The following is a 19107-nucleotide window of genomic DNA, read 5'->3' on the forward strand; positions in this document are numbered from 1 at the left end:
GGCCCTGGCAGAGGCGGCGTGGCGGCCGGGCCGCGGAGAAGATCCGCGACCCGGCCGGAGCGTGCGTCAGAGGTTGGCCAGCAGCTCGACCGGAGCCTCGATGACCTTGCCGGCCGGCTTCTCGACCGTCACCGGCTCGCCGAAGCCCGAGTAGGCCACGACCATGTCGGTGATGCCGGCCTGCGGCACGGCCTCGCCCACGGCGACGGTCATGTTGACCAGGCGGCCCTGGTCGTCGAAGGCGGCCGTGAACGGCACCGCGGTGGCCTTGTCGCCCAGCGCGGCCGCCGCGGCCGGGTTCATCGTCGGCGACTTGGTCATGTCGAGGGTGCCCTTGACCTTGTTGGTGCCGTCCCAGCTGACCTGGGCAGCGCTGCGCAGCAGGTTCTCGCTGAAGGACGGGTCCTCCAGCGACTTGCGCACGGTGCTGTTCGGGCCGAGCTTGGTGATGTCGACGTGCATCCAGTCCTTCGGCAGGCCCGGGACACCGGCGTACTTCAGCCAGACCTCATCACCGATCTGCACGGTGTCCATGGTCAGGTTCTGCCCCATGGCCCCGATGACCATGTTCATGGCGGCCTTCTTGTTCGGGCCGTCCAGGCTGCCGGTGGCCTTCATCGAGGCCGTGCCGCCCATGGTCATGGTGATCTTCGCGGTGGTGGTCTTCAGCTTGGTCGTCGCCGCCGACAGCGCGTCGGCGGCCGAGGCCTGCGTCGGCGCCTGCGACGAGGCCGCAGCGGACGGCGTCGCGCCCGCCTCGGTCTTCGGAGTCGCCTGGCAACCCGCGACGAGCGCCGCTGCCGCGATCAGTCCGACCGCCGCCACCCCGAGACGTCGTGTCCTCACGTACATGTGTCCCTCCCCTTCGAATCCCCGGCAGTTGCCCGGGGGCACAGCTTCAGCAGCGTAATCAGCGTTCGCCAACCTCGCCTGTCGAGCGGGTGACGCCTTGACGTCACCTGCCCCGTCCGTGATCATCGACAACGACATGTCGCGACCTCGGCGGACACCGCATGATCCGACTGCGGACCGTACGGGCTGAAACGTCGACTACCCATCGACGGAAGGCGACACACCATGCGTGTTCCTCATCACCCTGCCCTCGACGTCCTGGTGCTCGGCGGCGCCGGCGTGGACACCATCGTCGAGGTCCCGCAGCTGCCACTGCCCTATGCGGACAGCTACCTGGTTCCGGCGATCACGACGCGGGCCGGGCAGACCGGGGACTTCCTCGCGCTCGGGCTGGCGGCGCTCGGCCTGCGTACGCACCACGTCGACATCCTCGGCGACGACCCGGAGGGCGCGCTGGTGCGGGCCCTGCACGCCGACGCGGGCCTCGGGTTCACGGAGCTGACGAGCAGCACCGGCACCAAGCGGGCGGTCAACCTGGTCGGCCCGGAGGGGCGGCGGCTGTCGCTGTACGACATCAGCCGCGGCGGCGAGCACGACCGGTTCCCCGAGCCGCTGCTGGCGGAGCTGGCCGCGGGTTGCCGGCACGTGCACGTGTGCATCACCCATCCGGGCGCCTTCGCCCTGGCGCAGCTGGCGCAGCTGGACGTGACCGTCTCCACGGATCTGCACAACTGGGACGGCGAGAACCCGTACCACGAGCAGTTCGCCGCGGCCGCAGATGTGGTCTTCGTCTCGGCCGCCGCGCTGGGCGACCCGGCGGCCGCGCTGCGCCGGGTGCTGGCGCTGGGCCGGGCGCAGATCGCGGTCGCCACCGACGGCGCGCGCGGCGGCTACCTGCTGACCAGCGACGACGACACGGTGCGCCGGTTCGCCGCGGTGGCGCCGCCGCGGCCGGTGGTGGACTCCAACGGCGCGGGCGACGCGTTCGCCGCCGGCTTCCTGTACGGTCGGTCGCAGGGCCTGCCACCGGACGTCTGCGCACGTTACGGGGCGATCACCGGGGCTCATGCGTGCACGGTCGCGGCGACCGAAGTGGACCCACTCGGCCGCGCCGCGCTTCTGGCACGCGCGGACACGTTTTGAGTGGTGCGCGTGCGGTTACATGGGGTCCATGAGCCTGCTGTTCCGCAAGACCTGGAAACTCGGCCCCCTGCGCCTGAACTTCACCCAGGGCGGCCTGTCCTCATGGAGTCTCCGCATCGGCCGCTGGTCGTGGAACTCCCGCACCCGGGCGCACCGGGTGGATCTCCCCGGCCCCTGGTCCTGGAAGCAGAACAAGGGCGGCGGCGACAAGAGCTGACCTGACGAGCCTCAAGGTGCGCGCCGCTCCCGCAGGGCGCGCACCTTGCTGCGGTTGCCGCAGCGTTCCATCGAGCACCAGCGGCGGCTGCCCGGCCGCGAGGTGTCCAGGAACACCAGCCCGCACCGGTCCCCGCCGCACTCGCGCACCCGGTCGGCGTACGGGCCGGTCAGCACGTCGACCACGTCGCGCGCGACCGTCGACAGCAGTTGCGTGCCGGTGGCGGGCAGCGTCCACTCCCGACGGAAGCCCGACCCCGTGACGCGCACCCGGGGAGCCAGCGGCGGCGGTGCGGCCGCAGCGTCGACCAGGGCGGCCAGCTCGGGCCGCACCGGGCGGGCGCGTGTCAGCGACCGGGCCAGCTCCCACAGCCCGTCGCGCAGCCCTTTCCCGGCCAGCAGCTCGACATCGGTGACGTGCACCTGCGCGGGGTCGAGCCGGAGCCGGCTCAGCGCGGTCCAGTCGGCCAGGTCGGCCGGCGTGTGCAGCGTCTCGAACACCGCCAGCTCACCGGGGCCGCCGGAGACCAGCAGGTCCAGCCAGAGCGTGCCGGGATCGAACCGGAACATCCCGCCCGACGGCGGTCGCAGCACCATGCCCGCTTCCATGTAACCACTATATGTGGTTACATGGCTGGAGTGCAGACCGGACGAGAGGGGAACCTCGTGGCACTGGAGTGGAAGGTCGTTCATCGACTGCGCCGACCCGCACGCGCAGACCGCGTTCTGGCACAGGCCTTGGGATACCAGGTCGAGGACAACTCCGCCCTGATTGACCAGCTGATCGGACAGGCGCGCTCACCGAGGACCTCCACCTGGAGGTCGACGGCCGCAAGGCCTTCCGCGACCTGGTCGCGGTGCGCCACCCGGACGACCCGGTGCAGTTGGTCACCGATGTCGGGCTCGGCCGCCGCCTGCTGTTCCAGCGGGTGTCCGAGGGAAACGTGACGAACCAAGAACCAGTCGGGTACGGAACGATCCGGTCACGTGGCCTGACGGACGTGGACGATTCTCAGGCATGAGTGGATACGAGTGGAGTGGGAACTGATGAGCCGTCACATCCAAGTCACCTTTGACGCCCATGACCCGGGCGCGCTGTCCTCGTTCTGGCGCGATGCGCTCGGCTACGTCCATCCCGGGCCACCTGGAGTCGAGCTGCCCGAGGGCGCCGACCCCCTGGCCGCGTGGGACGACTTCCTCGAGCGGGCCGGCGTGCCGCAGGAGCAGCGCAACTCGAGGTCGGCCATCGAGGACCCGGACGGGAACGGCCCGCGGATCTTCTTCCAGCAGGTTCCAGAAGACAAGATCGCTAAGAATCGTGTGCATCTCGACGTACGCGTGGCTCCCGGGTTGCAGGGTGACGAACGGATGGCAGCCCTCGAAGCCGAGTGCGAACGGCTCGTGGCGCTGGGAGCGACCCGGGTGCGCCGCTTCGAGCCCGAGCCGCCGATGAGCCTCGGATGGATCGTCCTGACCGACCCCGAAGGCAACGAATTCTGCCTCGACTAAGGGTCACCGTGCATCCACAGGATGCCGAGCAGCTCTCTGCCAATGGACTACACCGACACGACACGACCGCCTTCGCCCTGACGTCGTACGCTCCAGTGGTGGACATGCTGCGCTGTTCGCCATGCGGCCTGGGCCAGCAGAATGGACGTCGGCCCGCCGATCTCGACGAAGCTATGGACCCAGGGCGACGCTTGATCCGCACCTGGCAGCGGAGATGACTGGCGGAAAACCCGTCACCAGGGCGGCAATGGGCCATGCCTCACCGGATTGTCAGCGTCAAATTCGGCCCTGGGACCAGCACTCCGGGTGGATTCAGACCTTCGCAGAAGAGCGTCAGATACGTTTGTTCCTGGTAGGTTCCAGCCTGGGCATCATCGGGTATCTGAGCCATGACGACGAGTCTCCCGGCGCTGCGGGTACGAGTGAACAACGACGCGGGGTTGCGCCAGGCGGGTTTGTCGTCGTCGAAGAAGTGATAATAGCTGTCGCTGATGCCGTTGCCGACGGTTTCGTCACCCGCCCAACTCAGCCATTGCCATCCGGCTGGCGCGAAGATCACCGCATTGAGCTCACAACCATCGTGGATGGATGATCCTTCTGAGGTGGACCACTCGACTTCGGTGACGGCGACCTGCCCACCGACATTCGCTCCGAAGTTGTCCGATGCCGCCATTTCCCGAAAGCGGCGCACCAGAGCGTCCTCGGAGAGCATGTGCCCATCGGTGATGTAAGCGTGTGCGGTCATATTGAGCTGAGGTGGCGTCCACCGCCGATATTCGACGAACACGAACCAGGCGGCGAAGCCCGCGATGATTGCCAGCGCGACTATCACGGCTGTCTGCTTCTTGTGTCGCATTGGCACAGTCACGAACTTCGCCGCCATGTCAGGCTCCTAGCAGGGAGTCAGGGTGTTGGATCCGGAACTCACGGCCTTCCAGCCGTAGGCGCTCGGTGACCAGCTAACCGAGATCGACCATGGTCCGACGCCGACACCATTGATGGAAGTCGTACTCCAGTTGTGGGACACGACGGTCAACGCTCGCAGCGGACCACAGCCCGGATCGGCGATACTGTAAACGATCTGGCCACTTGCCCAGTCGTATTTCCAGCCACCATTGCTGGTGCCCATCCATTGAACATAGTCGGGTTCGGCGTAGACGACGCCAGACGTGTTCGCGTCCTCCGCGTACGACGCGAGGTAAGAGGCGCCCTTCGTGTCATAGTGAACGAACGACCAACCACCGTAGGAAGCCACCGGGCGAGACAAGGCAATTCCTGCGACGTCATCCGCACCGAGAACACAGCGGTAGGGGTAGCAGTTCGCCTCCGACTCCCATGCACGGTTCCGCCAGTTGAAGTTCCCGATCACGTACCAGCGGTTCTGTCCGCAACTCGTATCGTGGTACAACGTCGGCGCCGGTAGATTGAGGTCGCCCTTGATGCTGAGGGGTTCGACATCCGGCGATGCGCCGATCCTGACGATCCCCTGCTTGGCAAGTCGGCGGTCGACCTCGGCTTGCGTCGCTCCGCGCTGGCGCCAGCCGCTCGTCTCAAGGTTGATTTCATCGGCGCGTGACAGGCTGGTGGACGAATCAAACGAGCTCACGAGGCATAGAGGTGCGCTCGGAGCCGCCTGACTGATGCTGGGGACTGCAACCGACCCGGCGATAAGCATCAAGCTCACCGCGAGTACTCTGGTGGTCTGCCGCACAAGTTCTCCTTCGAGGGTGACGCGTCGGTGACTGCAGCCAGTTGTGGAAGACGGGGCTGCAGTCTTGGTTCAGGGTCCGGCAGGAATCGCGGGCCCTGAACCATCTTGGCGAGACCGTAACATCAATAGTCAGCCTTCGCTGTCCCCCCGCCACCAAGATCAACTTGCCCCTCTCGCAGCGGCTCTCCATGGTGTCGCGTGCGGCATTGGTGGTTCGGATCTTGTTCCAGGGGCTGGGGATCGTGTCGCCCCGATAGCGGTAGCGGGCGACCGCTGGCATGCGCGGCAGGTTGCTCAACTCGATGTCGGAGTGGGAACTGATGGGCCGTCACATTCAGGTCACCTTCAATGCAGCGAGGCTGTGGATTCGTCGAGGTCGTCGACGGCGATGCTGTACCGAGGGCGGGTGTCGTGCCCGTGTGCACCTGGACCTGCACGCCGGCCCGGACCGCCGCGACGGCGAGGGCGAGCGCAAGGAAGCCCTCGGCGCCACCGTCCTGCGGAGGTGCAGGAGCCGGGCACCCACCACGTGGTGCCGGCCGACCCCGAGGGCAACGAGTTCTGCGTGCAGTGATCAGACCGGCAGTTTCCACTGCTCCCGCACGCCGACCAGGCGGAACCCCAGCCGGTCGTTGATCGCCAGCATGTGACTGTTCGACGGGTCGGTGGTGGTGTGCAGGCGGCGCACCACCCCGCCGTCGGCGGCCAGCCGGCGCACCATCTCCGCCTTCACCCACAGCCCGATCCCCCGCCCCCGGTGCGCCGGGACCACCACGGTGTCGTCCTGATGCGCCAGCTCCGGCGCGAGCAACGGGATCTCCAGCACCGTCAGCCCGGCCACCGCCCCGCTGGCCTCGTGCACCGCGGCCACGACCCGGCGCTGCAACCCGGCTTCGCGCGCGCAGCGTTCCCTGGCCCGTACCAGCTCCGGCGTGTTCGGCGCGGATTCGTAGCCGAGCCCGCCGTCGGGTGAGTCGGCCATCGCGTCCACGGCCGCGGCGTACGACGCCAGCAGCTCCTCGGGCGCCTCGTCGGACCAGCTCACCAGCCGGTAACCCGGCGCGGGCCGGTCCCCGAGCGCCGCCGGGTCGAGCGCGCCCAGGTCCGCCTCGGACTCCCACAGCTCCTGTGCTCTGCGCGCGCCCAGCGCCGCCGCCCAGGCCGGCCCCGGCGTGCCCCGCATCGCGCTCAGCACCAGCGTGTCCCGGCCCGCGTCGGACGCCGCCGCGCGCATCGCGGCCAGCAGTGCGGTGCCGTGGCCCGACCGGCGGTGCCGCGGGTGCACCGTGACCTCGGCGAAACCCCAGCCGAGGTTCTCCCGATCGGACAGGAACAACTCGGCCAGCCCCACCACCGCGCCGTCGGCACAGCCCAGCCAGCGCCGCACCCGGCCGTCGGGGCGGGGTGCGAGCAGCGCCGCGGCGCGCGCCGCCGGGGGCAGTGACGCGTGTCTCGGGTCGTCGTGGGCGCTCGCAGCCGCGGCCACCTCGTGCCAGCACGCCAGCTGCTCGCGCAGGCCCAGCCGCGGATCGAACGGCGTCACAGTCATACCCGGTGTTGTAGCGCGCCGGACCCGGCTCGCGCCAGCGGCTTTGCGGCATGGTGAAGGGCGGCCCGGCGGCCCGCCCCCGTTGACAGACCGACAGGCCGGATCGCCATGCCCCACTGTGTGCGTCGCCATCCTCCGTGCGGCCGGTTGCGCGGCGGTTGCACGCTGACTTGACCGTCGTCACGGTGTCGGACACCCTGGGCGGGACAGGGGAGCAAGCGTGATCACATTCGGGGTGCTGGGACCGCTGGCGGTGCACCGTGACGGGCAGCCGGTGGAACTTCCGGCCGCGATGCCGCGCCGCCTGCTCGCCGCGCTGCTCAGCCGGGCCAATCACCCGGTCTCCGCGGACCGGCTGGCCGACACGCTGTGGGACGGCAGCCCGCCCGCCACCGCCCGCAAGACCCTGCAGGTGTACGTGCACCGCCTGCGCACCGCCCTCGGCGACCCGGCCCGGGTCTCGCACGGTCCGGGCGGCTACCTGATCGCCGCCACGGCCGACGAGCTGGACAGCCTCGCCTTCGCCGACCTGCTCGGCCAGGCCCGCGCCGCGCGACGCGCCGGTGACGACTCCGCGGCCGCGGACCTGTTCGAGCAGGCGCTGCGGCTGTGGCGCGCCGAGCCCTACGCCGACCTGCCGCCGGACGCCCTGCTGGCCGACGAGGTGCAGCGGCTGTCCGAGGAGCACCTGCGGGCGCGCGAGGAGAGTCTCGGCCTGCGCCTGGACCTGGGCGGCCACGCCGAGGCGGGACCGGAGCTGGCCGCGCTGGCCGCCGCCCACCCCTACCGGGAGAGCCTGGCGGCGCTGCTGATGCTGGCCCTGTACCGGTCCGGGCGGCGGGCCGACACGCTGGAGGTGTACCGGGCGGCCCGCGCCCGTCTCGCCGACGAGCTGGGCATCGACGCCGGGGCGGCGCTGCGCCGGGTGCACGCCGCGGTGCTGCGCGACGACGACCGGCTGGACCGCGTCGCCGTGTCCGACCTGGACACCCTCACCGAGCCTGCCGCGACCGGCCCCGCGGGCACCGTGCCCGCGCAGCTGCCCGCGGACACGCCCGTCTTCAGTGGCCGGGCGGCCGAGCTGGACCGGCTGGCAGGGCTGCTGCCCGGGGACCGGACGACCGGGCTGACCACCGTGGTGATCTCGGCGATCTCGGGCACCGCCGGGGTCGGCAAGACGACCCTGGCCGTGCACTGGGCACACCGGATAGCCGAGCGTTTCCCCGACGGCCAGCTCTACCTCAATCTGCGCGGCTTCGACCCGGACGGCACCGCGATGGGCCCGGCCGAGGCGGTGCGCAGCCTGCTCGACGCGTTCGCGGTGCCGCCGGACCGGATACCGGCCACCCTGGACGGCAGCCTCGGTCTGTACCGCAGCCTGCTGGCGGGCAAGCGGGTGCTGGTGGTGCTCGACAACGTGCGCGACGCCGAGCATGTACGCCCGCTGCTGCCCGGCTCGCCGACCTGCCTGGTGCTGATCACCAGCCGCAACCAGCTGCCCGCGCTGGTCGCCACCGAGGGCGCCCGCCCGCTGACACTGGACCTGCTGGCCGACACCGAAGCGGCCGAGCTGCTCAGCCGCCGGATCGGAGCCGACCGTGCCACCGCCGAGCCGGAGGCCGTCGCACGGATCCTGCGGATGTGCGGCGGCCTGCCGCTGGCCCTGGCGATCGTCGCCGCCCGCGCCGCGATCTCGGCCGAGGTGCCGCTGGCCGAGCTGGCCGACCGGCTGCAGGCCGAGGGCGCGGGCCTGGACGCGTTCACCGGCTGGGACGCCGCGACCGACGTGCGGGCCGTGTTCTCCTGGTCGTACCGCGCGCTGAGCGCCCCCGCCGCGCGCATGTTCCGCCTTCTCGGCCTGCACCCGGGCCCGGATCTGGCGGTGCCGGCCGCGGCGAGCCTGGCCGGGACGCCGCTCGCGCAGGCGCAGGCCGCACTCGATGAGCTGGTGCGGGCGCACCTGGTCGCCGAGCACGCCCCGGGGCGCTACCAGTGCCACGACCTGCTGCAGCTGTACGCCGCTGAGCTGGCCGAGACCGGCGAACCCGAGGCCGACCGGACCGCCGCGCTGGGCAGGCTGTTCGACCACTACCTGCACACGGCCCAGTGGGCCGACCGGCGGCTGGAGAGCGTGCGCAAGCCGCTGGAGGTCGACCCGCCCGCCGACGGCACGCTGGTCGAGGAACCAGCCGACGGTCCGGGCGCGCTGGCCTGGTTCACCGCCGAGCACGCCTGCCTGGTGGCCGCGCTGAACCGGGCCGCGGCGGCCGGCTGGGACCGGCGGGCCTGGCAGCTGTCCTGGCAGCTGACGACCTACCTGGACCGGCGCGGCCACTGGTCCGACCTGCTCACCGTGCTGGCGGCCGCGCTCGGCGCGACGGACCGGCTCGGCGACCGGTCAGCCCAGGCCCACCTGCACCGGCATGTGGCCCGTACCCAGGTGCGGCTGGGCCGGCACGAGGAGGCGTTGGCGAGTTTCCACGCGGCGCTGGAGCTGTACCGGGCGGTGGACGACCACGCCGGGCAGGGCCACACCCACCACAACCTCGGCGTCGCGCTGGAGATGCAGGGCCGCATCGAGCAGGCGCTGCACCACACCGAACAGGCACTGGTCCTGTACACCACCGCCGGTTACGTGCCGGGGCAGGCGCGGGCGCTCAACGGCATCGGCTGGTACCGCACGCTGTCCGGCGAGCACCGGGCCGCGCTGGAGCACTGCGGCCAGGCGCTGGAGCTGTTCACCGAGCTGGGCGACCGGCAGGGGCAGGCGCACACCCTGGACAGTCTCGGCTACGCCCACGCCCACCTGGGCGAGCACATCGCGGCGCTGGCGCGCTACGAGCAGGCCGTGGCGCTGTACCGCGACTTCGGCGACCTCGTCGGCGAGGCGGCGACGCACACCCACCTCGGTGACAGCCACCAGGCCCTGGGCGACCCGGCGGCCGCCGCGTTGTGGTGGCGGCGGGCCCTGGACGTCTACGAGGACCTGGGCCGGGCCGAGGCCGCCGAGCTGCGCGAGAAGCTGCGCGCTGCCGGTCTGGCGGTCACAGCAGCTCGATGACGGTGGCGTTGGCCATGCCGCCGCCCTCGCACATCGTCTGCAGCCCGTAGCGGATGCCGTTGTCGCGCATGTGGTGCACCAGCGTGGTCATCAGCCGCGCGCCGCTCGCGCCCAGCGGGTGCCCGAGCGCGATCGCGCCGCCGCGCGGGTTGAGCCGGTCCGGGTCGGCCCCGGTCTCGGCCAGCCAGGCCAGCGGCACCGGTGCGAACGCCTCGTTGACCTCGTACGCGCCGATGTCGGCGATGGACAGCCCGGCCCGCTTGAGCGCCTTCGCGGTGGCCGGGATCGGCGCGGTGAGCATGATCACCGGGTCGTCGGCGGCGACCACGGCGGTGTGGATGCGGGCGATCGGGGCGAAGCCGTGCTCGGCGGCCCAGACCGAGGTGGTGACCGCGATGGCGGCGGCACCGTCGGAGATCTGCGACGCGGTGCCCGCGGTGACCACGCCGTCGGCCTTGAACGGGGTCGCCAGCTGGCCCAGCTTCGCCAGCGACGTCTCGCGCCGGATGCCCTCGTCGGCGTACACGTCGCCGACCGGGGCGATCTCCGCGGCGAACAGCCCGCCGTCGCTGGCGGCCGCGGCCTTGGCGTGGCTGGCCAGCGCGTACTCGTCGAGCCGGGCGCGGCTGAAGCCCCACCGCGCGGCGATCATCTCCGCGCCGACGCCCTGGTTGAACGGCACCGGGGCGTCCCCGGCGAAGCCCTCGACCCCGGCGTAACGCGTGCGCACCTCGGGCCCGTACGGGAAGCCCAGCTCGCCGACCGACGAGCCCATCGGCACCCGGCTCATCGACTCCACGCCCGCGGCCACCACGAAGTCGGCCTGCCCGGACAGCACGGTCGCCGCGGCGAAGTGCACGGCCTGCTGGCTGGAGCCGCACTGGCGGTCCAGGGTGGTGCCGGGCACGGTCTCCGGCCAGCCCGCGGCGAGCACCGCGTTGCGGCCGATGTTCCAGGACTGCTCGCCGGTCTGCGAGACGCAGCCGAGGATGACGTCCTCGACGTCGGCCGGGTCGAACCCGGTGCGGTCGCCGAGGTCCTGCAGGATCTGCCCGGCCAGGTCGACGGGGTGCACGCCGGCCAGGCCGCCGTTGCGCCGGCCGACGGGGGTACGGACCGCTCCGATGATCACCGCATCACGCATGACAGCAGCCTACTGCGAAGTAACCTGAACGGTCACTCAGGTCCGCGGGGGTCCGCGATCAGAACCGGGCCAGCCCCGCCACCAGCAGCGCGACCAACACGCCGACCGTGAGCCAGCGCACCCGCGCCGACACCCGCGGATCGGCCAGCACGGCGGCGAGCGAGTAGGAGGCCATGATGGCGACGACCCACAGCGTGGGAGTACCGAGGAAATAGCGTCCCAGCAGGCCGAACGCCAGCAGCAGGAAGACCAGCGGACCGGTGATCGCGACCAGCCACGCCGGGCGCACCCGGGCCAGCCGCAGCAGTCCCCACATCGACAGCGCCGCGCCGAGCAGGCACAGGAACATGATCCCGATCGCGTCGCCGAGGCACTTCATGCCCTCGGCCGTGCAGCCCTGCAGCTGGATGAGCGCGTAGGCCAAACCCATCCAGACGGCCAAGGACACGAAGGCGCATCCCGCGGCGCGGGCGGCGCGGGCCACCGGGGTCACACCGGGATCGGGCTCGATGCTCGTCATGACCGACATCGTGACAGACCGTCCGGGCTCCGGGCACCGGCGCTATGGTTGGCCCCCATGAGCCTTTACGACGTAACGATCAAGACCCTGCAGGGCGGCGACGCCGACCTCGCCCAGTACCGCGGCAAAGCCGTGCTCGTCGTCAACGTCGCCTCCCGGTGCGGGCTGACCCCGCAGTACACCGGCCTGCAGAAGCTCGCCGAGGAGTACGCCGGCCAGGGGCTGGTCGTGCTCGGCGTGCCGTGCAACCAGTTCGCCGGGCAGGAGCCGGGCAGCGCCGAGGAGATCGCCGAGTTCTGCGACGTGAACTACGGCGTCACCTTCCCGCTGACCGAGAAGGTCGACGTCAACGGTCCCGCCCGGCACCCGCTGTACGACCTGCTCACGCAGACCGCCGACACCGACGGCGAGTCCGGCGACGTCAAGTGGAACTTCGAGAAGTTCGTGGTCGACCGGTCCGGGGCGGTCGTCGCCCGGCTGCGCCCGCAGGTCACCCCGGAGTCGCCCGAGCTGGTCGGCGCCGTCGAGCGCGCGCTGGCCTGATCAGGACCGGCCCTCGTCGGGCCGTGCCTCCTCCTCCGCCGACGGCTCGGCCACGGGCGCTGCGGGCTCCTCGGACGTCTCCGGCTCTGCGGGCAGCGCTTCGGGTCCCGCCTCCAGCGCGGGCAGCCCGTTGCGGGGCTCCTGCTTGGGCACGTCGCGCAGGGGAAGGTACGGCTCGGCGTCGGGCGGCATGCCCGCCGCGATGGCCCTCGCCCGGCCCAGTTCGGCGTCGAACTTCGCCCCGAGCAGCACCGCGACGTTGGTCAGCCAGAGCCAGACCAGGAACGCGATGATCCCGCCGAGCGCGCCGTAGGTCCGGTTGTACGAGTCGAAGGTCGCGATGTAGTACGCGAAGCCACCCGACACGGTGATCCAGGTGCCCATCGCCACCATGGTCCCCGGGGTGATCCACCGGAAGCCGCCGAGCCGGGCGTTCGGCGCGGCCCAGTAGAGCAGCGCCAGCAGCAGGTTTATCACCACCACCAGGACCGGCCACTTCACCACGTCGAGCACCTTGACGGTGGTGTCCTCGACGCCGAACGCGCGCCCCACGCTGGTGGCGACCCGGCCGCTGAGCACCACCGCCAGCGCGCTCGCGGCCAGCGACACGCCGGTGACCGCGGTGACGAACAGCTGCACCGGGATCGTCTTCCACATCGGCCGGCCCTCCGGCACGTCGTAGATCACGTTCGCGGCGCGCATGAACCCGCCGATGTAACTGGTGGCCGACCAGAACGCGATGCCGAGACCGACCGCCAGGGCCACCCCTGCCGCCCGCTGGTCGTAGCGCAGGTTGTCGATGATCTCCAGCACGGCGTGCCGGGCCGGCGCCGGCGTCAGCTCGCTCAGGTTCTCCGCGACCGCGTCGCTGGTCGCGCGGCCGAACAGGCCCACTCCGGCGACCAGCACCAGCATGCCCGGCAGGATCGACGTCACGCTGTAGTAGGTCAGCGCCGCCGCGCGGTCGGCCAGTTCGTCGTTGAGCAGCTCGACCACGGTGCGGCGGATCACGCCCAGCCAGGCCCGGAAGCCGAGCTGCGACGGCCGCTCCGGGCCGCGGGCAAGGATGTGCAGCAGCCGCTCCCGGTGTGCCCGGCCCGGTTCCCTCGTACGCGCCACCGCTGCCTCTTCCACCGAACGATCGATACCCCGGTATGACACCAGAGGTGAACGGCACACTACAACCTCCGGGCGGGCACAGCGTCGTCAGTGGATCACGCACGCGGACCCTGCCCGGCACGTATTATCAGGTCACCCCCGGTGACGGCAGCGCACCTCAGTGTGCTGCGGCAAGCACGACGGGGGTAGGGCGATGGGCTGGAAGTACCACTCACCACCGGGATGGCCGACGCCGCCGGAGGACTGGACCCCTCCTGCGGGCTGGCGGCCCGACCCCGCCTGGCCGGCCGCGCCCGACGACTGGCAGTTCTGGGTCGCCGACGGCGCCGACGACCCCACGCTGATGTTCGAACTGCCTGACGACGGGCCTTTCACCAGCCTCGACGAGCTCATCGGCCATCGCGCCGACCCTGTCGCCGGTGAGCCGCCGACCGACCCGGTGCCGGACCGCGCGACGGACGACGCCGTCGCCGTGCCCGCCGCAACCGACCTGGACCCGTCCCCGCAGCCGGAGTCTGCCCTGGTCACGGCGATGGAGACGGCCGAGTCGGCACCGGCCGCAGACCTGGTGCCACCGGCGGACGCCGCACCCGTGACTGCGGCCGCCACCCTGCTCGGGCAGCCGGCGCAGACCGGCCCGCCGCCGCCCGCACCGGTCCTGGCCGCGGAGACGGCCCTGGCGATGGACGCGGCCACGAACACGGTGTGGTCCCACGAGCGGCCGCAGCCGGCCTGGCCGGTCGATCCCGCCCTGTCGGCCGAGCCCGGCTGGATCGCCGAGCCCGCGCCCGAACCGGCCCTGTCCGACGAGCCGCCCCCGGCCTGGACCGATGCGCACGCCGCACCGGCCTGGGACGCCGAGCCCGCCGCGTCTGCCGTACCAGCCTGGGCGGATGCTGCCGCCCAGGAGGGCGCGGCGGTGGACGGCCCACCCGCGGAACCGGCGCCCGCCGCGGCGGCGGCCGAGCCCGCACCGTCGCCGGACCCGGAACCCGCAGCAGCCTCGACCGCGGCGGGCGAACCCGAGCCGGTCGAGCCCGCCGCGGCTCCCGAACTCGAACCGGCGGGCATGGCGTTCACCGCCGAGCCGGTGGGCGCGGCCTTCACGGCCGGACCCGAGCCGGTGACCATGGCCGTGACATCGGGATCCGAACCCCACGATGCTGCCCATACGCCCGGAATCGAGCCGGTCGTGCTCGTGCCGGTCGGGCCGGTGTACGGGCCGGTCGCCGCCACGCCACTGACCTCCGGCATCGCCTGGCCGGCAGCGGATCCGGCTCACGAGGCGACACCGGCCATGCCCGTGACCGGCGTGCCCATCGCAGGCGTGCCGCTCGCGGGCATGCCCGCCGCAGGCGCGCCGACCATGGCGTTCGCGGCGGAGCCGGCCGGGGTCGCGCCGCCGCCCGAAGCCGCGCACGTGCCGGCGCACGCGGCGGGACACGTGCCCGCGCACGCTGCCCCGGCGCGGCGCAAGCCCTGGTGGGTATGGGGGCTGGCCGGTGCGGCCGGGTTGCTGCTGTGCACCGTGCTGGGCGTGGGCGGCTTCCTCGCCACCCGGCTCGGCGGCTCACCCGGCGCCGTCGCGGAGCCGGGCGCGACCGAGGTCGGCGAGCAGCCCGCCACCGAGCCCACCCGGCAGGCGCAGGACCGTCCCATCCCGGCCCCGAGCCGGGAAACCACCCAGGCGCAGCCGCAGGACCAGGTCTTCGAGGGCACCGGGCCGCAGGTGGTGCCGGTGGAGCTGGGCAGCACGTTCCACACCGTCGCGCTGACCTACTCCGGCACGGGCCCGTTCGTGGTGCGCACCGTGAAGACCGACGGCCGGGAGATCCAGACACTGGTGAGCGCCGCGGAGAGCTACGAAGGGGTACGGCCGCTGGATCTGGGTGAGATCCGGCCGGACGCGGTGAGCATCCAGGCCGAGGGCGGCTGGCGGATGGTGGTGCGCCCGCTGGCGTCCGCGCAGACGTTCAGCGGCACCGCGTCCGGGGTGGGCGCGGACGTGCTGCTGATCCCGCGCACCGCGGCGGAGTCGGTCAAGGTCGCGTTCGACCACCGCGGCTCCGGCAAGTTCACCGTGCAGGCCATCGGCTCGGACAGCGCCACGCTGATCAGCCAGGAGGGCGACTTCACCGGCGAGACGATGCTGCCCCGCGGCACGGTCGTGGTCGTGATCGACACCAACGGGGTGTGGACCTTCAGCCGCGAATAAGCTGCGTACCATCACCGCCATGGGTCCGCTGGACGGCTTGAAGGTGCTCGAGGTCGGGGGGATCGGCCCCGGTCCGTTCTGCGGCATGTACCTGGCCGACCTGGGCGCGGACGTGGTGCGGGTGGACCGTCCGGGCGGCGGCGTCACGGCCGTGGACCCGCGGTTCGACCTGCTGCACCGCGGTAAGCGCGCGATCGCCGTCGACCTGAAGGACCCCGACGGCGTGGCCCTGCTGCTGCGCCTGGTCGACCGGGCCGACGTGCTCGTCGAGGGCTTCCGGCCGGGCGTGGCCGAGCGGCTGGGCTTCGGACCCGACGTGTGCCTGCACCGCCGCCCGCAGCTGGTGTACGGCCGGATCACCGGCTGGGGCCAGGACGGGCCGCGGGCGCAGACCGCCGGGCACGACCTCACCTATCTCGCGGTCACGGGCGCGCTGCACGCGATCGGCCGGACGGGCGGCCCGCCGCAGATCCCGCTCAACCTGCTCGGCGACTTCGCGGGCGGGGCGATGTACCTGGTGTCGGGCCTGCTCGCCGCGCTGTGGCGGGTGCGCGGCGGCGGGCCGGGCCAGGTCGTCGACGCGGCCATCGTGGACGGGGCGGCGCACCTGATGGCGATGCAGTGGGGCATGTACGCGGGCGGCACCTGGCTCGACGAGCGCGGCGTGAACCTGTTCGACGGCGGCACGCCGTTCTACGACGTGTACGCCACCGCCGACGGCCGCCACGTCGCGGTGGCCGCGCTGGAGCCGCAGTTCTTCGCCGAGCTGCTGGCCCGGCTGGACCTGCCCGCCGACACCCCGCAGTACGACCGGACGGCCTGGCCCGAGCTGCGCAAGCTGCTGACGGCACGGTTCGCGGCGCAGCCGCAGGCACACTGGGCGCAGCTGTTCGCCGACTCCGACGGGTGCGTGGCCCCGGTGCTGTCGATGGGGCAGGCTCCTACCGATCCGCAGCTCGCCGCCCGCAGCACCTACGTCGTGCACGACGGCGTGACCCAGCCGGCGCCCGCGCCGCGCTTCTCGGACACCCCGGCCGGACTGGACATGCCCCCGGCGCTGCCGGGCGAGCACACCGCGGAGGTCCTGGCCGACTGGTGCGGACAGGATTGAGGTTGCGGTGCGCGGTTAGCGTCGGGGCATGACAGCGAGCATCGTGTACGACCGCAAGGAACAGCTCCAGCAGATCCAGAGCGGGCTGCTGCCCGGCGAGCAGGTGATCGCCGTGTACGACGCCATCGGGGCAGGCACGGGTTTCATCGGGCTGACCGATCGCCGCGTGATCATTCAGGACAAGTCCTTTGTGGGCAAGAAGACCGCGATCACCAGCATTCCCTATACGAAGATCACCAGCGTGAGCGTGGTGAGCAACAAGTCCTGGGCCGGGCAGTTCTTCTCGACCGGGGCCATCGCCATCAACGTGGGCACGCACGTGTACGAGATGGAGTTCCGCGGTGATGAGAAGTCGCACCATGTCCACGATCTGATCCTGCACCGCATCACGAGTTGAGCAACCTCCCGGCCCCCGTCGCGCGTCTGGTGACGCGGCAGGGTTACGGCGACGGCCTGCGAATGGCAGGATGTCGCGTGACTCAGCGGGGACAGTCCGTAAGGCCGCGGCGCATTGAGCCGCGGCCTCGACGGGCATCGAGAACGGGAGATCGAGTCCATCATGGTCGGCGCCGACGCATCGCGGCCGCTGCGGCCCACGGACCCACGTGAGCTGGGCGGTTACACGCTGCTGGGCCGCCTCGGCGAGGGCGGCATGGGCAGCGTCTACCTGGCCCGCGATCCCCAGGACAGCCTGGTCGCGGTCAAGGTGATCCGGGCCGATCTGGCCGGCGAGCCGGAGTTCCGGCAGCGTTTCCGCAGCGAGGTGGAGCGGGCCAAGCAGGTGCCGCCGTTCTGCACCGCCGAGGTGCTCGACGCCGACCCCGACCACGACTCCCCCTACCTGGTGGTCGAGTACGTCGACGGCCCCAGCCTGTCCAGCGTCGTCCAGCAGCGGGGCCCGCTGACCCCGGCCAACCTGCACGGCCTGGCCATCGGCGTGGCCACCGCGCTGACCGCGATCCACGGCGCGGGCGTCATCCACCGCGACCTCAAGCCCAGCAACGTGCTGCTGGCGCCGGGCACCCCGAAGGTCATCGACTTCGGCATCGCCCGCGCGGTCGAGGGGCAGCCCGGCAACACCCGCACCGACCAGCTCATCGGCACGGTCGCGTACATGGCCCCGGAGCGGCTGGACACGAAGGCGCGCAAGGCGCTGACCCCGGCGGCGGACGTGTTCGCCTGGGGTGCCGTGGTCGCGTTCGCGGGCACCGGCCGGGTCACCTTCACCGCCGACTCGATGCCCGCGGTCGCGGTGCGCATCATGACCGCCGAACCCGACCTCGACGGCCTGACCGGGCCGCTGCGCGAGCTGGTCGAGGCGGCCCTGTCCAAGGACCCCGCCGACCGCCCGACGGCCCGCGACCTGCTGGACCGGCTGCTCACCCGGGGACCGGACCGGGCGCTGAGCTCCGGCGAGCTGCCCCGGCAGGCAGCCGCGGCGGCCGAGGCGGGCAGCAAGTTCGCCGTGGTCGACGCGGACCCGACCAGCCTTCAGCCGGGTGCCGCCGAACCGCGGCTGCGCGACTCGAGGTGGGCCAAGCCGGCCGCTGCCGGGCTCGGCGTGACCACGCTGCTGCTGGGCGGCTTGACGGTGGCGCTGCTGACCGGTGCGCTGCCGGCCGGGTTCGCGGCAGGCAGCGCACCGTCCGCCTCGCCGAGCGCCTCCGCCTCCGCGGCCGCGTCGCCGTCGGCATCGCCGAGCGCGTCGGCATCGCCCTCGCCGTCCCCGTCTGCCTCGCCTTCGCCGAGTCCGTCACCCTCGTTGCGGCCCTACCGGGTCGACAAGATGGCCAAGCCGGGTAACTGGCCGGAACGCAACGACGACCCCAACGGCGCCACCTGCCAGTACGTGAACAAGTCCTTCGAGGTGACGACCCTGAAGGACTGGAGCTACCAGTGCAGCGGGCCGGACGACACACTGGACGACTTCCGGTTCGAGGCGGATGTGACGCTGGTCGACGAAGGGGCCTGCGCGGCGGTCTGGTTCCGGTATCGCAACCAGCTGGGCTACGAGATGCGGGTGTGCCAGGACAAGGTGCGCTTCATGCGCCACGACGTCGACGATCCCGGCAACGGACGCTCCCTGCTCGACACCGCGCTGACGGCGCCGCTGAAGCCGCTGGCGCTGGGCCGCAGCACCCGGATCGCGATCTTGGCGACAGGCTCGGAGTTCCGGCTGTTCCTCGGCGGCCAGGAGATCACCCAGGTGCCGGTGGTGAACGACCTGTTCCTCGAGGGCCGGGTGATCCTGGGAGTGTCGACCGTGGGCCACGAGGGCGTCGCGCCGTGGCGGGTGCGCTTCAAGAACGTCTCCATGTGGCGCTGGTGAACCCGACCCGTTATGGCCGAGCCGGGCCTGCGCGGCCCCGGCACGCCCTATCGTGGAGCGTGCGGGCCGCCGCCAGGTCGGCGGG

At 72.0% G+C, this 19107-nt stretch carries 18 protein-coding genes; 10 read left to right on the forward strand and 8 right to left on the reverse strand.

Features of this window, described 5'->3' with window-relative positions; translation table 11 throughout:
* Positions 1-66: 66 nt before the first annotated feature.
* Complete coding sequence (locus F6W97_RS12925; protein WP_155370509.1) at positions 67-846, reverse strand: hypothetical protein; 780 nt, start codon at positions 844-846, stop codon at positions 67-69.
* Positions 847-1077: 231 nt separating this feature from the next.
* Here F6W97_RS12925 and F6W97_RS12930 point away from each other — a divergent pair, with 231 nt between their 5' ends.
* Positions 1078-1995, forward strand: coding sequence for a PfkB family carbohydrate kinase (locus tag F6W97_RS12930; protein ID WP_155370510.1), 918 nt, complete (start codon positions 1078-1080; stop codon positions 1993-1995).
* A gap of 28 nt (positions 1996-2023) precedes the next feature.
* Positions 2024-2212, forward strand: a complete 189-nt coding sequence (locus tag F6W97_RS12935) for a DUF4236 domain-containing protein (RefSeq protein ID WP_120319966.1) — start codon at positions 2024-2026, stop codon at positions 2210-2212.
* 11 nt (positions 2213-2223) lie between these two features.
* Here the strand turns inward: F6W97_RS12935 and F6W97_RS12940 are convergent, their stop codons facing one another.
* On the reverse strand, positions 2224-2820 hold the full coding sequence (locus F6W97_RS12940; protein ID WP_155370511.1) for a CGNR zinc finger domain-containing protein: 597 nt from the start codon (positions 2818-2820) through the stop codon (positions 2224-2226).
* 438 nt (positions 2821-3258) lie between these two features.
* Between F6W97_RS12940 and F6W97_RS12945 the strand changes: the two genes are divergently transcribed.
* Positions 3259-3720, forward strand: a complete 462-nt coding sequence (locus tag F6W97_RS12945) for a VOC family protein (RefSeq protein ID WP_155370512.1) — start codon at positions 3259-3261, stop codon at positions 3718-3720.
* 259 nt (positions 3721-3979) lie between these two features.
* Here F6W97_RS12945 and F6W97_RS12950 read toward each other — a convergent pair whose 3' ends face one another.
* Both F6W97_RS12950 and F6W97_RS12955 read right to left on the reverse strand, forming a co-directional pair.
* On the reverse strand, positions 3980-4603 hold the full coding sequence (locus tag F6W97_RS12950; RefSeq protein WP_155370513.1) for a hypothetical protein: 624 nt from the start codon (positions 4601-4603) through the stop codon (positions 3980-3982).
* Positions 4604-4612: 9 nt separating this feature from the next.
* A complete protein-coding gene (locus F6W97_RS12955) occupies positions 4613-5431 on the reverse strand; it encodes a hypothetical protein (RefSeq protein WP_155370514.1) in 819 nt (272 codons plus the stop codon).
* A 320-nt stretch (positions 5432-5751) separates the two neighbouring features.
* On the opposite strand from F6W97_RS12955, the gene F6W97_RS41520 reads away from it, so the two are divergent.
* The gene (locus F6W97_RS41520) at positions 5752-6081 is read left to right on the forward strand and encodes a VOC family protein (protein WP_407924573.1); all 330 of its coding nucleotides are present in this window, start codon (positions 5752-5754) and stop codon (positions 6079-6081) included.
* On the opposite strand, the gene F6W97_RS12960 is transcribed toward F6W97_RS41520, so the two are convergent.
* The gene (locus F6W97_RS12960; protein WP_196279112.1) at positions 6006-6980 is read right to left on the reverse strand and encodes a GNAT family N-acetyltransferase; all 975 of its coding nucleotides are present in this window, start codon (positions 6978-6980) and stop codon (positions 6006-6008) included. The genes F6W97_RS41520 and F6W97_RS12960 overlap by 76 nt on opposite strands.
* Positions 6981-7200: 220 nt before the next feature.
* Here F6W97_RS12960 and F6W97_RS12965 point away from each other — a divergent pair, with 220 nt between their 5' ends.
* Positions 7201-10041, forward strand: a complete 2841-nt coding sequence (locus F6W97_RS12965) for an AfsR/SARP family transcriptional regulator (protein ID WP_155370516.1) — start codon at positions 7201-7203, stop codon at positions 10039-10041.
* On the opposite strand, the gene F6W97_RS12970 is transcribed toward F6W97_RS12965, so the two are convergent.
* On the reverse strand, positions 10025-11185 hold the full coding sequence (locus F6W97_RS12970; RefSeq protein WP_155370517.1) for an acetyl-CoA C-acyltransferase: 1161 nt from the start codon (positions 11183-11185) through the stop codon (positions 10025-10027). The genes F6W97_RS12965 and F6W97_RS12970 overlap by 17 nt on opposite strands.
* A gap of 58 nt (positions 11186-11243) precedes the next feature.
* Positions 11244-11705: a hypothetical protein gene (locus F6W97_RS12975; protein ID WP_155370518.1), complete on the reverse strand. Its 462-nt coding sequence runs from the start codon at positions 11703-11705 to the stop codon at positions 11244-11246.
* 57 nt (positions 11706-11762) lie between these two features.
* On the opposite strand from F6W97_RS12975, the gene F6W97_RS12980 reads away from it, so the two are divergent.
* Positions 11763-12248 (forward strand): glutathione peroxidase, encoded by a 486-nt coding sequence (locus F6W97_RS12980; protein WP_155370519.1) that lies wholly within the window; start codon positions 11763-11765, stop codon positions 12246-12248.
* On the opposite strand, the gene F6W97_RS12985 is transcribed toward F6W97_RS12980, so the two are convergent.
* Positions 12249-13382: a YihY/virulence factor BrkB family protein gene (locus F6W97_RS12985; RefSeq protein WP_230686629.1), complete on the reverse strand. Its 1134-nt coding sequence runs from the start codon at positions 13380-13382 to the stop codon at positions 12249-12251. It abuts the gene before it with no gap.
* A 178-nt stretch (positions 13383-13560) separates the two neighbouring features.
* On the opposite strand from F6W97_RS12985, the gene F6W97_RS12990 reads away from it, so the two are divergent.
* From F6W97_RS12990 to F6W97_RS13005, 4 genes are all read left to right on the forward strand, one after another.
* Complete coding sequence (locus tag F6W97_RS12990; protein ID WP_155370520.1) at positions 13561-15582, forward strand: hypothetical protein; 2022 nt, start codon at positions 13561-13563, stop codon at positions 15580-15582.
* Between the two features lie 19 nt (positions 15583-15601).
* Complete coding sequence (locus tag F6W97_RS12995; RefSeq protein ID WP_155370521.1) at positions 15602-16693, forward strand: CaiB/BaiF CoA transferase family protein; 1092 nt, start codon at positions 15602-15604, stop codon at positions 16691-16693.
* A gap of 28 nt (positions 16694-16721) precedes the next feature.
* The gene (locus F6W97_RS13000; RefSeq protein ID WP_155370522.1) at positions 16722-17090 is read left to right on the forward strand and encodes a PH domain-containing protein; all 369 of its coding nucleotides are present in this window, start codon (positions 16722-16724) and stop codon (positions 17088-17090) included.
* A 162-nt stretch (positions 17091-17252) separates the two neighbouring features.
* Positions 17253-19022, forward strand: a complete 1770-nt coding sequence (locus F6W97_RS13005) for a serine/threonine-protein kinase (RefSeq protein WP_155370523.1) — start codon at positions 17253-17255, stop codon at positions 19020-19022.
* The last annotated feature ends 85 nt before the right edge of the window (positions 19023-19107 follow it).

The sequence above is a fragment of the Catellatospora vulcania genome, assembly GCF_009720385.1.
Classification (GTDB): domain Bacteria; phylum Actinomycetota; class Actinomycetes; order Mycobacteriales; family Micromonosporaceae; genus Catellatospora; species Catellatospora vulcania.